Consider the following 13,688-nt stretch of genomic DNA (forward strand, 5'->3'; position numbering starts at 1 on the left):
GGATTAGCGTGCATGGTACTGGTGGTGAAATCACCTTTTATACTTCTTAAATTTGTAATCGATTTTTTAACTATACCCTTGTATGCTTAACAACAGGGCTGAAATGGAACTGTTACGATATAGAACGTGAAAAGTATGGATATAGCATACGATTTATAACCCACAGCCCGTATCTTGTCACTGTGCGGGATTATTTCTCTGTGACTTGCCTTTACCTTTGTACGTATAGCCTGAGCACAGTGAAAAGCGCAACCATACCTGCTCCAAACATAACCTATGATGCAAGTAACCCCTTTGCAGAGCCACCAAAGCCTGAAAGCCGAACATGAGCGTTTTGCTTACAGTTTTCTGCCGGGCACCTTGTTTGTCGGGCTCATCTGGCTGGTGGCGTTGCTTTCTTACCTGAACGAGGTGAACCTGACGTGGTTAGGGATTCATCCGCGCGACTTTCTGGGGCTGATCGGTGTGTTTATGGGGCCACTCATACACTCGGGTCTCATACACTTACTTTCCAATTCCTTTCCGCTGGTGCTGCTTTCCGGCTTCATCTTGTTTTTGCACCGATCGGTTGCACTGCGTGTGTTCGTGCTGGTCTACGTACTGAGCGGACTGTTCACCTGGTTTATCGGTCGTGATGCTTACCATGTAGGGGCAAGTGGAGTTGTGTATGGCCTGGCGGGTTTTCTGCTGTTCAATGGCATCGTGCGTCGCGACAGGGCAGGCCTGGCAATCTCTTTAGCTATACTTTTTCTGTACAGTGGCTTGTTTTACGGTTTGTTCCCATCAGAGGAGCGCATCTCCTGGGAAGGGCACCTGGGTGGACTGGTGGCAGGACTGGCAGCGGCTGTGCTTTACGGAGAGCATGTCGACAAACAGGTGGCTATACCTGCAGAGCCTCCCCTTAGCCAAGGTGAGCTCTCGACGCAGCAGCGGCATCAGAGCAGTACGCTGGCCAATCCGCAGTATACCTGGCGTTACTCGCTTGCCACTCCCGAACCGGGCAGGGTGTATAAACAGACAGCCCTGATAAACAAATCGAGTGGTATGCTCGAGCATCCAACCTCAATCAGATAATCTGCGTCTAAACAACGAAAGACTCCCCTTATGGCGAACAATACGACAACCAAGCAAGAAGATACAAAACAAAGCAAATGGCCCCTCTTGGTAACGGCGGCAATTATTGCCATGCTAGTAGGTGCTTATTTTATTTCATCAGGCTTTCAGGCAAATATTCAGGAAGGCTGGGAAGTGCTGACAAGCGGCGATGAGGAACGTATTTCCTCCTGGGTGGAGCAATTTGGCTTTTGGGGACCATTCTTCATTATTCTGGCCATGGTGGCTCAGATGTTCTTGCTGGTCATCAATGTAGTGGCGCTGATGTTGGTTGCCATCATTGCTTATGGGCCAGTGTGGGGGTCGCTTATAGCGCTGGCTGCTGTGCTGGTCGCCTCCACTATCGGGTATTTAATTGGCCGGGGACTAGGAGAAGCAGGGGTACGCAAGATCATTGGGCATAAGGCCGAAGAAAAGGTATGCGGGTTTGTATCAGAGTATGGTATTTGGGCTGTGATCATCGCCCGTATTTCCCCCTTTCTATCCAATGATGCGGTTAGTTTCGTCGCCGGCCTTACCAAGATGGGGTATTTCAAATTCATTGGGGCCACTATGGCTGGTATTATTCCGCTTACCGTGTTATTGGCCTGGCTCGGCGAAGATGATGACCGTTTGATGAACGGATTGATCTGGGTAGGGGGTGTCAGCCTGGTGCTTTTTGTAGGCTATGTCATCTATGACAAGTACTTCAAAAAGCAGCATCAAGGGTAGGCCTCCGAGGTTGTTACTAGGGCAATCTTTGAAGCTTTGTAAATTACAATTTCAGTCGTATTTTGATGCTCATAAGCTTCATTTCTCAAAGTGATTTTATGCAATGATTTTAATTTTTACTATAAATATTTAGTGAAAATTTTAAAATTTTATCTTATACTTCTCTTAGCCCTAAATCATTGAATTTAGAATATACTGGCAATATGTACTGCTTTTCATAATATAAACTTTCACTATACTACTGTCCTAAATTCGTCCAGCTTATAAAACTTAATTTCTAGGCCTGCCGTTTAAGCGGGTTATTGTAATAGAAATGATGTTTCACGAAATGGATTGCATATGTTTAGGGTCAAAATACTCGCAGTAGTAGTCTCCATTTTTGTAACTTTTTTCGACGAAATGGCTTATCTGGAACCTGAGGATCCAAGCCCTGCAAGTGAGCACCAAGCTCCGGATTTATTAACTCCGCGACTTATAGAAAAAATACAAGAATACCCCGAGTACCCAGAAACCTTTACCGTAACGGCCACTGTTTACTACCCCGAAAGAGGCCAGACTGACGGAAATCCCCTTATCACAGCCGACGGCTCCCGCATTAACCCCAAAAACCCTAAAAAACACCGCTGGATTGCTCTTTCACGCGATATGCTGTCGCGTTGGGGCGGTGATATACAGTATGGCGATACGGTGTGGGTACGCGGAATCTCAGATGAACTGGATGGGCAGTACATCGTGCGCGACACCATGAACCGACGCTTCACAAATCGCATCGACATATTGGTAGGCCGCAGAGACAAGATCTATGGCAAGTGGGATAACGTGCAGATTGCGAAAGCCGAATTTCCGGAAGTGGAGCATCACTTCCAGCCGAGTGACTTCGGTTTTGCTATGAACCGCTAAGCATTGTTCCGTTACTGGCGGCAGGCTTGTATGGTGATTTTGCTTATATTGGAGCTTCATCAAGCTTAAAACAATATGACAAGAGACGGAGCACGCGCCATACTAGAGCAGATGACTACCAGCGAAAGCCTGTTGCGCCATGCCCGCACCGTAGAGCTGGTCATGGAGGCCTATGCAAATAAGTTAGGAGAGAACATTGAAGAATGGGCTATCGCCGGCCTCCTGCATGATGCCGACTACCAGGCCTACCCGGAGCAGCACCCTAATGTGATCGTTAACCAGTTGCGTGAGAAAGGGGAGGAGCGCATTGCCCATGCCATATCGGCGCACTATACGCATTGGGGTGTGCCTTATGAGACTACGCTTGACAAAGCCTTGATCGCCTGCGATGAGATAACAGGCTTTATTGTAGCCTGTGCGCAGGTACGACCACAGCGACTTGAAGGGCTGGGAGCGAAGTCAGTGATGAAGAAACTGAAGACAAGTGGATTCGCCGCTTCTGTTGACCGTGAAGAAGTACGCATAGGTGCTGAGCTCTTCGGCGTGGACTTAAAGGAGCATATCGACTTTATCATTGGGGTGCTGCAGCAGCACCAGGCTGAGCTCCAGCTCGAGCCTTTGGAGCAAAACGAAGCCTAAGCAGCATAGTGTAAATTTATACAGGCCGTGCCGGTGCAATGATTTTGCGTCGGCACGGCTTTTCTTTTAAGCCAGGTAGTAGCGCAGCGCCTCCAGGCCCTTGGCATCATCCTCGGCCTCTACTACGTCGTCTATCACAAACTGAATCTCCTGTTCGCTCCAGTTCTCCTTCTCAGCAGCTCTGACAAACAGGTCGATGGCGGCATAGCGGTTGATGCCGGCAGGTAGGGTGACTCTTACTTTTTTTCGGATATTCATGGTGTGTACTTGATTGGAACAAGATTACGCAGCCTAATTCACAAAATCAATTTTTTTTGTTGATCCCCTTTATCTAACAAAAGGCAGACCAGTGTTATACCCACGTTTGTATAGCTAGGCCTGATGGAGAGACTAACCCTTTCCGGTGGTGGTCGTTACATTAAGCTATACCCCTGCAAAAATGGATAGCTTATGGAGAAGGAAATCTTTACTATGGACCAAATGGCAGAGCTGGATAATTTTACGATCATGCATTTGGCAGCGCCCATTATCGTAGCCTCCGTACTGATCGAATGGTATGTGGGTGTAAGAAAGAAGCGGAATTACTATGACAAGCGTGATTTTATGGCCGCTGTTTCCATTGGGTTGGGCAGTGTCATACTGGGGGCTATGCTTAAGGTCACACTTTTTTACATATCGCTGGTCATTTACAATGCGGTCCCCTGGGCCATACCGCGGTCCTGGTGGGGGTTTGTTTTGGCATTTGTGCTAGTGGACCTTTGCCGTTACTGGGCGCATCGTATCTCGCACGAACAACGCTTTTGGTGGGCGACCCATGTCACGCACCACTCTTCTGAGAAAATGAACTTCTCAGTCTCCTTCCGCACCAGCTGGACCCAACACATCAAGTTCCTGTTTTTCCTGCCTGTGCCTTTCCTGGGTTTTGATCCCTTGACATTCTTCGTTTGCCACCAGTTGGCCGTGCTTTATCAGTTTTGGGTGCATACCGAGCTGGTCCGGAAGCTGCCTGCACCTATTGAGTATATCTTCGTGACGCCCTCACATCACCGGGTACACCACGGCTCCAACCCCAAGTACATCGACAAGAACTACGGCTCCACCTTTATTTTATGGGACCGCCTTTTCGGGACTTTCCAGGAAGAAGAGGAGCGTCCAACATATGGTCTGACCAAACCTGTCAACTCTTACAACCCGATCTACCTGGTGTTCCATGAATGGGTGGATATCTGGAGAGATCTGCTGCATGCCCGGTCGTTTAGAGAAGCCTGGGATATCCTGTTCAAACCACCGGGAGCTGTCGTGACGGCTTACCAGCGGGAGCAGGAGGCACTGGCGGCACGACAAGCAGTTACACCTGCGGTGACGCCTGCCCTGCAAATGTCCACGGCTATACCTGTCGAGATGGAACTTGAGGAACAAGCTAGTCCGCCTGAAAACAGGCAGGCGGGCTGAAATAAAAAAAGCATGGCGGCTGCCATGCTTTTTGCTAATACTCAATATGAACTAGTAGTTGTTATCGTACTGCTGCCCTGGACCTTGGCTAGGGTTGCTTCTGGCCTCACGCGGCACACCCATTTTCTCTTCGCGGCGTGACTGGTACTGGGCAAACTGCTGCTCTGTGAGAATGTCTTTGATCTGCGAAAGCCTCGTCTGGCTGATCATGTCCATTTGCTGCGCTAGTTTGGGCGGGTTGTCACGATGCTTTTTGCGGGCCTCTTCCGCAAACTTCATGTTGCTGCGGTTCACCTCCTTTAGTTCAGCAGCCTGTTTTGGGCTAAGGCGCAGGTTCTTTACCATACCGGCCGTTATATCATCGGCACGCTGTTCCAATGTTTTGGGCGCACTTTGGGTTGTGCCAGCCTTTTGTGCGGGGGCCTGTGCAAACACGGCGGTCGCGGCAAAGGCAAAAAATAAGGTGGCAAGAACTGATTTTTTCATATCTCTTTTAAAGCTTATCATAGGTGCTTTCTTATCTATCAAATACTGTTCCGGTATTTTGGTGTCGGTCTCTCTGCAACAAGCCCGGTTCAGGTATAGTTTCTATACCTGCTAGCCTCGCAGATAACGCTACGACTCGGAGTGGAAGTATACCTTGTAGAAGTGCATGCCGCGCTCCTGATCGAAGCCGCGCTCCACGTACTGCTCACTCTGCTCCGGGTTATACCCACTGAACTTGATCTCGATCTGGGTGTCGAGCTTGATGAAGTTGCGGAACTTGCGCTTCATGTTCTTCACCGTGTTCTTGTTGATGGCAAAGTCGGTGAAGCCTTCGATGTCACGCTCCTCGGCAAAGGCCTGGGTGTAGTTCTTGAAGCGTTCCGCCGTTTCGGGCTCATCGATCACGCTGCTGGTGAACTCTTCTAAGTCAAAGGTCTCGCTCTTGGAGAAATAATCCACAGAGCGGCTGATGAAGTCTACCTGTGCTTTTTTGCTGTCAGTTTGGGCAAATACCTCCTCCGAGAAATCCTTGCAAAGGTTTAGCGCCGTCTTGGTGTTGAAGTTGGTGTCCTTGAGCTCCGTTACATGCAGGAAGTCCTCTTTCCAGAACACGGCGTCGGTGCTGTTGGCGTCCACAATCTTCACCCGGAAGCCGTCTTCGGCCTCGGTATTGAAGATCAGGCAGCCTTTGTCCACGCTCTTGATGTTTACCCCGAAATGGTAGTTCATGCTCAGGTCATCGTCTTCTTCCTGAAAGGTCAGGAAAGTGTCTTTGTTCTCCGACTTGAAAATACCGATTGCGTCCACGATGTCGTCCTCCATCACGCAGCCCGACAAATGTACCACGTATAGCTCACCGCTCTTTACTTTGGGATGGTCGGACTGTTCGTAGAGGTGGTTGAGCACATGCACGGAGTACTCCAGAAACTTCTGTGGCTCCGTGAACATCAGGGCGGAGTAGGCGAACATCTCATTCAAGGCCAGGTCGGAGGTATGGTGGAAGCGGAAAAACTCCTCCTGCTTAAAGGGGGCCAAAAAGTAGTTGGTCAGCAAATCGCTCAGCTGCTCGTCCCGTAGGTCAACCAGCTCTTTCGAAGCGATCACACCCTCTTCCTTTGCCTTGTTGCCTACCCTGTGCACGGCCAGCCTGTTCAGCCGCACCTGTCTTTTGTCGTTCATCTGCCTATACCTTTATACCTGCCTCTGTTCTGAGCCATGGGGTTGCAAAGGTAAGGCGCAACTATACCTATGGGCAAATAAGAAGCGTGTAAAAAATATTTTATACCATAATTAGCTGATTTTGAAATATTTACACCTTGCTGTGAACTTTTTTTAAAACGTCTGCCCCCGACTTGGCACGATTCTTACATCAGGGTAATTAAGCTGCGCAGCTTATTTCTTGTTTTTCAATATTTAAGGATAGGTGTGATGAAAAAGATATTTCTACTACTGGCCGTCGTTCTGGGAATGGCGGTAACGCAGGCAAATGCGCAGCAAAAGCAGCCCGTGCGCATCGGTATAAAAGCGGGTGTGAACATGGCCGAATGGCAGGGGCAGACCATTAACAGTGCCCAGGATCTGATGGATATGACCAATGGCTCCCTGAGCCGTGAGATGCGCGAAGGATTTCATGTCGGCGGTGTGGTGTCTATACCTATAGCACCGGGTTTCGAAATTGAGCCGGGCCTGCTTTACTCTCAAAAAGGCATGCGCCTGGTTGGCAAAATCCCGATGGAGCAATTTGACTTCCTGAACGCCGGGGTAACAGTTACCAACAAGGCAGAATACATTGACCTGCCGATTCTGGCAAAGATCTTCATAGGAGACGGTTTCCACATTTTTGCTGGACCGCAGTTCTCATACCTGGTGTCAAATAAGGTGCAGGTACGGGCCGGAGCTTTGGGCTTTAACGCCCTGAACCAGGAGTGGGACATGAACAGCGGATTCCGTGAACTGGATGTGGCGGCGACAGGCGGTATAGGCTACCGTTTCGCCAGCGGCTTCAATCTAAGTGCGGGTTACGACTACGGTCTGACCACTGTGGATGCCAACCGCAACTTCGACACCTTCAACCGGGTGATCAAAGCCTCTGTAGGATTTACTTTCTAAAAAGATATTGTTTGTTAAAGTGTTTTGGTGAGACACACAGGCCGCTTCTTCTGGTAGCGGCCTGTTTCATTTTAGAGCATTACCCCGTTGTGGGCGCATAGTCTGTACCCTTGGCCGTGTATATTGATGATCTCAACGGCAGGATCGTGACGGAGGTACTTGCGTAGTTTCGCAATGTATACGTCCATGCTGCGACCCGTAAAGTAACTGTCTTCGTGCCAGATGCGCAGCAAAGCTTCCTCTCGCGGCATCACATCATTCAGGTGCTGGCAGAGCAGGCGCAGCAACTCAGCCTCTTTTGGTGAAAGCTTTTGGATTTCGCCATTATAGTGCAGCAGGCGCAACTTGTACTGGAAGCGATACTGCCCAATGTTATATTCTGTCACCTCCTGCTTTTCTGGTATAGGGTTGCCGCCCTTGCGGTGCATAATCGCTTTTATTTTATAAAGCAATACTTCAGAGTCAAAGGGTTTGGTGATATAGTCGTCGGCACCAATTTTAAAACCCTCGAGCATGTCTTCTCGCATCGCTTTGGCAGTCAGGAAAATCAGCGGCATGTCTGGTTGCAACTTCTTGATTTCGCGGGCCAGTGTGAAGCCGTCCTTACCCGGCATCATTACATCGAGTATGCACAGGTCGAAGTTTCCTTTCCGAAAAGCAGTAATGGCCTGGCAGCCGTCAGGACTTAGCGTCACCTCGTAGTCATGCAACTCCAGGTAGTCTTTGAGTACGATCCCGAAGTTCGGGTCGTCCTCGGCAAGCAGTATGTTTAGTCCTTTGTCGCTCATAAGGTGGCAAATTTAGGTATAGGCTTTAAGTTAAAGATGCCACATAGGGCTCACGGGTTGCACGGCGCTGTGCTTTTAGGCACTGGCTGGTAAAAATACCTCAAAGCGACTGCCTTTGCCCGGCTCACTTTGCAGCCGTATGGTGCCGTTGTGGGCTTTTACAATGGCTTTCACGTAGCTGAGTCCCAGTCCGAATCCTTTCACGTTATGCAGGTTCCCGGTTGGCACGCGGTAAAACTTGTCAAACACCCGCAGTTGCGTGTCGCGGGTCATGCCCATGCCTTTGTCCTCCACAGCGAGCAGCGTGCCGCCGGCTGTGTTATAGGTTTCGATGCGAATGGCAGGGCGATCCGGAGAATACTTGTTGGCGTTGTCGAGCAGGTTGCAGATCACATTGTAAAAATGTACCTCGTCCAGCTCAAGATCAGGGGCAGTGGCATGCAGCTCGGTGGTGATCGTGCCTTGTCGTTCCGCTACCTGCAGGTGTATGCTTTCAACTGCTTTGAGCACCAGGGCATGCAGGTCAGTCCGGGTCAGGTTCATCTGGTAGTCGTTCTTCTCAAGTCGGGCTATCTGCAGTACGTTCTCCACCTGTGTGTTCATACGCTTGTTTTCCTGCCGGATGATGCCAGTGTAGTACTGCACCTTCTCCGGGCGGGCGTATACCTTGGGGTTGGAGATGGCATCAGCCGCAAGCGAGATAGTGGCAATCGGCGTCTTGAACTCGTGCGTCATGTTGTTGATGAAGTCGTTCTTCATTTCCGACAGCTTTTTCTGCCTGAAAATAATGTGAATCGTGGTGCCAAAAGTGGCTACCATGATCAGGGTGAAGAGCGCAGAGAAAGCCAGCATCATCCAGAGGGACTTGAGCGCATAGGCCTGGCTGTCGGGAAAGTATACAGCAAGCTGGTCAGACTTATCAAATATGTCGTTTGGAAATAGGCTGGCTTTGTAAGTGGCAAAGGAATTGATGCCCCTGACCGGCAAGTGGCTGGACGTCACCGTATCCTGCTGATCGGAAAGTACCCAGTAGCCAAAATCCAGCGCAATGCCTTTGTCGCGGAGTTCGCTCTGCAGCATTGGTTTCAGTTCATTTAGGTCCATGCGCTGCGCCAGGGGGATGTCCTTGGCCACATACTCCACCACCATTTTCTCTACTACATCATTCAGCTTTTCTTTTTTCGCCTCTATTTTGGCCGGATCCGGCGTAGCTACTGCAGTCGGCTGGACGGACGTGCGCTGAGCAGGCTTTGCCGTTATGGCAGGTACAGTACTCGATTTTGCCCTGGCCTGAAGCGCTGTGTTGTTGGGTGCTGTCTCCTGTGCGGTTCTTCGCTCTTCTGGCCTGTGAATGCTCCGGAAGGTGATCTTACTGCCCGAAAGAACCGCTGGATCCGATACGATGGCCTCCGTAAAGTTGCTGCCACGGGCGGTATTGCCATTTCTATAAATGAAAATACTGTCCTTCCGCACGTTGATAGAGGCTATTTCAGAGGGCGAAAGGGTTTGGGTGATGAAGTTGTTACGGCGCAGGCTGTCCAGGTGCAGGGCAATATACTGCAGCGTATCCACCGAAAAGTGAACGCTACGGCCATTCAGCTGGCGGGTATACCTAACCGTGCTGTCCGGTAATCGTCGTATACGCAAGGTGCTGTTCTGGCTCAGTCGCTGGGCGCGTGCCTGCATGGAGTCTGCCTGGGCTTGCCAAGCCGCCATGTACTGGATATGCTCGATCGGGATGGCTGGCATAGCGGGCATACGAACTCCTGGAGGCATCAGGTGCTGCACCATAGAGTCTAAGGAGCTAAACTCCACCCGGAAACTGCGGTTGCCAGCATAGGGAAAGGCCTGCCCTTTTATGCTTCTGTAAAGCGTGGGCTTGTCTGGCTGCTGCTTTTCTGTCGGCACCCTACCTTCTGCTGTTGCTATACCCTGGGCTTTGCTTTGTGAGGCGATCTTGCTACTGCCCTGAGACTGATCAGAAGCTTCTGCCTGCTTGGCGCTGGTAAATGATACTTCTGAAAGAGACGGTACTCCATGAAGCGGCACAGTTTCCTGTTCAGTTTGCTGTAGCGTAGCCATTCCGCTTGCCACTGCTGACACGGCCTCTTGGGTCTCCAGCTTTTCGACCACACGGGCCAGCGCCTCGTGCACGCTGCGGTCAAATTGCTCCTGCTTCACCTGTATGGCATCCGATATCCAGTACAGCTGAAGGCCGACCATACCCAGTAACGATATGCTCATCAGCACGATAACACCTATGATAGTCAGTTTGCTCACATAACAAATTTACGTATTTCGTCCGGCTTGTCCATCACTTTAACTTTTCCTTAACAGACTTTAACTCGGCTTTAACGCTTAGGCCCCCTGTGCTGGCGTACATTTGTAGAAACGATTCGCTAACCCATTATACCCCAATACTATGAACCTCTTCCTTAACCTCCAGACCTTGCTCAGACTGGCCCTTGCCTTACTGATGGGGCTATTGCCCTTTTACCGTACCCTGGCGCAGGAGTCAGGCGAGCAAAAGCATAAGATGCACATCAAGATGATCCGCACTGTGGATGGCAAAACTGTGGTGATTGATACCACCTTTACAGCCGAAACGGAAGAGGCCATCGCCAAAGCCCTCAAAGCAGCCCGACTGGATACTGCGCACATGCGCCTGCTGGATGGAAAAGTCAGAGCTTATACCTTGGGCAGAGCGGGGAATGCCATGTTCAGGGCCAGGGCGCAAAGTCTGGAAGGAGACAGTGCCATGCGGCGAGCTCTGAGAGAGGTGCGTGTGCTGACGTTTTCTGCCGATAGTTTGAGTAAAGAGATGGTGAAGCGGATGGAAGTGTTGCGAGGAGAGGGAAAGAACCTGACAATAAAGGGACACCCTGACGCTTTCATTAAAATGCACCGGGACTCGGCCTTTACATTCAGAATGCTCGACGGGGAGCGTCTGAAGGAGATAAATCCTAAGGAAATAGAGCGGATTATCGTGGAAACAATGCCTAGAGGGCTGCGAACAGACTCGCTGCTCATGAAAGAGGGGAAATCTTACATCAAGATCATCACAGATGGAGAAGACAAGAAGGTATACCGCATCGATCGCGACGGGAAAGAAGTAGAGGTGACGGGCGAGGAAGTTGGACTGCACTTTACCAGACCCGGGCGGACTATTTTTCTTGTGCACAAAGCCAGGGTGGAGGATGTGACCAAGGCTGACAAAGAACAACTGAAGGCATCCGGTGCTCCTGTAGAGATGAAGTCTCGTGAAGAACTGAAGGTAGAGGAGATTAACTTCCATCCCAATCCGAACAATGGACGCTTCAAACTTAAGTTCGCGCTCAAAAACAAAGGCACTACCGTGGTGCGGGTGATGGATGATAAGGGACAGGAGGTGTTTGTGGATACGGTAGAGAAGTTGGAAGGCGTATATGAACGGGAGATAGACCTGACTCCATTTGGCCGTGGCTTGTACTTTCTGCAAGTGGCCCAGGGTAGCCGCTACCATACCAAAAAGGTGTTAGTACAGTAAATTAGATTTGTGGCATAGTTCAGTAGAGAAGCCCGGTGCCTGCAGCGCCGGGCTTTTTGCGTCATAACTCTTCCAGCCCGCTGTAAGTAAAAAGAACATGACTTATACCTGAATCAGATGAAAAACTATCTATACCCTTTTTTATTCCTGCTACTCTTCCAGGTTCCGGCAGCAGCACAATCGCAGCGTACCTACGATGCCACTTTGAGCGACTATGCTTACCGTTACCCGGTGAATTACCTGGAAGTGGAGCAGGAGGGGCAGAAGTACAGAATGGCTTACATGGACGTGTCGCCGCCCACCAGTTTCAAAAATCCGCAGACAGTGGTGCTCCTGCATGGCAAGAACTTTCTGGGAGCCTACTGGCAGCAGACAGTGAACTTCCTGGCAGGACAGGGCTTCCGGGTTGTAGTGCCAGATCAGTTAGGCTTCGGCAAGTCAGACAAGGCAGAGGTGCATTACAGTTTTCACCAATTGGCGCAGTATACACGGCAATTGCTGGACCACCTCAAAATCAGCGAGGCCGTGATGGTAGGGCACTCCATGGGGGGCATGCTGGCCACAAGGTTCGCACTCATGTATCCGGAGACGACCGCCAAACTAGTGCTCGAAAACCCGATCGGGCTGGAAGACTACCGGCGCATTGTACCTTACAAGAGTCTGGATGAGCTATACCAGGAAGAACTGAAGCGCACGGAGACAGGCATTCGGGGCTATCACAAGACTTACTATACCTCCTGGAAACCAGCCTATGAAGAATGGGTACGTATACCTGCAGCACAGTTGCAGAGTCCGGACTACCCGTTGGTGGCACGGGTGGCGGCGCATACCTACGCTATGATCTATGAGCAGCCAGTGGTGTATGAATTCAGCGAGTTGAAAATGCCTGTGTTACTGGCCATCGGGGTGGAGGACCGCACAGTGGTAGGCAAAGCCTATATCAAAAGCGAAGAGGAGCGGAAGCAGTACGGACAGTATCCGCAATTGGGGCAGCAAACGGCCGGAGCTATACCAAATGCCCGATTGCTGGAATTAAGCGGGGTGGGACATATCCCGCATATCGAGGCAACTGATCAGTTTCACAAAGCGCTGCTGGAATTCCTGAAGCAGTAACCTGATCTTAGTGATGGTGATGATGATCGTGATCATCGGGCTTGCTGTTGAAGTTAGCAATGGTGCCTAATCCAAAGAATATAAACCAGCAAAGGTATAGCGCATTGAAATTCTCCACTGTTTTGTCGATAAACAGTAAGATAATATTTGCCAGTATGGTCATCACCAAACCCGTCATAGCCACGAACTGGTAAGAGTTCATTTCACGCGGGTCATATATTTTCGATAGTTTCATAAGCTACTTTGCTGCCGGTTCTCTCTGTAACGCAATTGAGGTGCCATACGTGCCATCCGTTTGCGTTATTTCGCTCAAAGATAATCGAAAGATGTGGTAGATATATAATAGTGTTCAGTTGATTGATTATGTTAAATAAAAATTGCTGTACCTAACTGATCTCCCGGCTGAGCGTATACACAGGTAAACTAACGAATTGAATTATGGCAACCAGAGATGAAGATATACAGAACACGCCCAATAGCCCGAAGAATATAAACGACGAGCACCGCAAAGGACAGACGATGGGTAACAAACCTGACCCATCTGCGAAGCGCAACGTGGGGTATGGGGGAGCGTTGGAGCGAGGCGACCAGAAAGACAGCCTTGAAAACCTGCATATACAGGGGAACGAAGCGACTGGCTATGGCGCCAACAATCCCAAGAGCACGGAGGAGTTCGCACAGGGCCCCGGCTTCGAGTACGAAGGCAGTGATACCGCCATGGACGATGATGTGAATGGCATCCGCAGTCGTCAGCAGCCTTTTGGGGAAGATGATACCGAGCCGAACGACAGCGACCAAAGTCGCATTTAAGGTATAGGCTGTACCTGAATTCAGCAAAAAGCCCCGCCTCT

The 13,688-nt window shown here is 50.2% G+C and carries 15 protein-coding genes; 9 read left to right on the forward strand and 6 right to left on the reverse strand.

Annotation, left to right across the window (positions count from 1 at the left end; genetic code table 11):
• Window positions 1-276: 276 nt before the first annotated feature.
• From Q1A54_RS14450 to Q1A54_RS14465, 4 genes are all read left to right on the forward strand, one after another.
• Window positions 277-1,074, forward strand: coding sequence for a rhomboid family intramembrane serine protease (locus Q1A54_RS14450; protein ID WP_299989571.1), 798 nt, complete (start codon window positions 277-279; stop codon window positions 1,072-1,074).
• A 30-nt stretch (window positions 1,075-1,104) separates the two neighbouring features.
• Window positions 1,105-1,824, forward strand: coding sequence for a TVP38/TMEM64 family protein (locus Q1A54_RS14455; RefSeq protein ID WP_299989573.1), 720 nt, complete (start codon window positions 1,105-1,107; stop codon window positions 1,822-1,824).
• 399 nt (window positions 1,825-2,223) lie between these two features.
• A complete protein-coding gene (locus tag Q1A54_RS14460) occupies window positions 2,224-2,724 on the forward strand; it encodes a hypothetical protein (RefSeq protein WP_196115743.1) in 501 nt (166 codons plus the stop codon).
• A 75-nt stretch (window positions 2,725-2,799) separates the two neighbouring features.
• A complete protein-coding gene (locus tag Q1A54_RS14465) occupies window positions 2,800-3,363 on the forward strand; it encodes an HD domain-containing protein (protein WP_299989578.1) in 564 nt (187 codons plus the stop codon).
• Between the two features lie 66 nt (window positions 3,364-3,429).
• Here Q1A54_RS14465 and Q1A54_RS14470 read toward each other — a convergent pair whose 3' ends face one another.
• Window positions 3,430-3,621, reverse strand: coding sequence for a hypothetical protein (locus Q1A54_RS14470; protein ID WP_299989580.1), 192 nt, complete (start codon window positions 3,619-3,621; stop codon window positions 3,430-3,432).
• A gap of 192 nt (window positions 3,622-3,813) precedes the next feature.
• Between Q1A54_RS14470 and Q1A54_RS14475 the strand changes: the two genes are divergently transcribed.
• Entirely contained in the window at window positions 3,814-4,815 is a 1,002-nt protein-coding gene (locus tag Q1A54_RS14475) for a sterol desaturase family protein (RefSeq protein WP_299989583.1), read from the forward strand.
• 51 nt (window positions 4,816-4,866) lie between these two features.
• Here the strand turns inward: Q1A54_RS14475 and Q1A54_RS14480 are convergent, their stop codons facing one another.
• Together Q1A54_RS14480 and Q1A54_RS14485 are read right to left on the reverse strand one after the other, a co-directional pair.
• Complete coding sequence (locus Q1A54_RS14480; protein WP_299989587.1) at window positions 4,867-5,301, reverse strand: hypothetical protein; 435 nt, start codon at window positions 5,299-5,301, stop codon at window positions 4,867-4,869.
• 129 nt (window positions 5,302-5,430) lie between these two features.
• On the reverse strand, window positions 5,431-6,480 hold the full coding sequence (locus Q1A54_RS14485; protein ID WP_196115732.1) for a nucleoid-associated protein: 1,050 nt from the start codon (window positions 6,478-6,480) through the stop codon (window positions 5,431-5,433).
• A 249-nt stretch (window positions 6,481-6,729) separates the two neighbouring features.
• Between Q1A54_RS14485 and Q1A54_RS14490 the strand changes: the two genes are divergently transcribed.
• Window positions 6,730-7,410: a porin family protein gene (locus Q1A54_RS14490; RefSeq protein ID WP_299989591.1), complete on the forward strand. Its 681-nt coding sequence runs from the start codon at window positions 6,730-6,732 to the stop codon at window positions 7,408-7,410.
• Between the two features lie 71 nt (window positions 7,411-7,481).
• On the opposite strand, the gene Q1A54_RS14495 is transcribed toward Q1A54_RS14490, so the two are convergent.
• Entirely contained in the window at window positions 7,482-8,198 is a 717-nt protein-coding gene (locus Q1A54_RS14495; protein WP_299989594.1) for a response regulator transcription factor, read from the reverse strand.
• Window positions 8,199-8,273: 75 nt separating this feature from the next.
• Window positions 8,274-10,478 (reverse strand): HAMP domain-containing sensor histidine kinase, encoded by a 2,205-nt coding sequence (locus tag Q1A54_RS14500; protein ID WP_299989596.1) that lies wholly within the window; start codon window positions 10,476-10,478, stop codon window positions 8,274-8,276.
• 142 nt (window positions 10,479-10,620) lie between these two features.
• On the opposite strand from Q1A54_RS14500, the gene Q1A54_RS14505 reads away from it, so the two are divergent.
• A complete protein-coding gene (locus Q1A54_RS14505; protein WP_299989599.1) occupies window positions 10,621-11,724 on the forward strand; it encodes a T9SS type A sorting domain-containing protein in 1,104 nt (367 codons plus the stop codon).
• Between the two features lie 117 nt (window positions 11,725-11,841).
• Entirely contained in the window at window positions 11,842-12,837 is a 996-nt protein-coding gene (locus Q1A54_RS14510) for an alpha/beta hydrolase (protein ID WP_299989602.1), read from the forward strand.
• Between the two features lie 7 nt (window positions 12,838-12,844).
• Here Q1A54_RS14510 and Q1A54_RS14515 read toward each other — a convergent pair whose 3' ends face one another.
• Window positions 12,845-13,072 carry a hypothetical protein gene (locus Q1A54_RS14515; protein WP_299989605.1) on the reverse strand — a complete coding sequence of 76 codons (228 nt, stop codon included), beginning with the start codon at window positions 13,070-13,072 and terminating at the stop codon, window positions 12,845-12,847.
• A 203-nt stretch (window positions 13,073-13,275) separates the two neighbouring features.
• Between Q1A54_RS14515 and Q1A54_RS14520 the strand changes: the two genes are divergently transcribed.
• Window positions 13,276-13,647: a hypothetical protein gene (locus tag Q1A54_RS14520; protein WP_299989608.1), complete on the forward strand. Its 372-nt coding sequence runs from the start codon at window positions 13,276-13,278 to the stop codon at window positions 13,645-13,647.
• Window positions 13,648-13,688: the final 41 nt, after the last annotated feature.

It is taken from the genome of uncultured Pontibacter sp. (genome assembly GCF_947502515.1).
Lineage (GTDB): Bacteria > Bacteroidota > Bacteroidia > Cytophagales > Hymenobacteraceae > Pontibacter.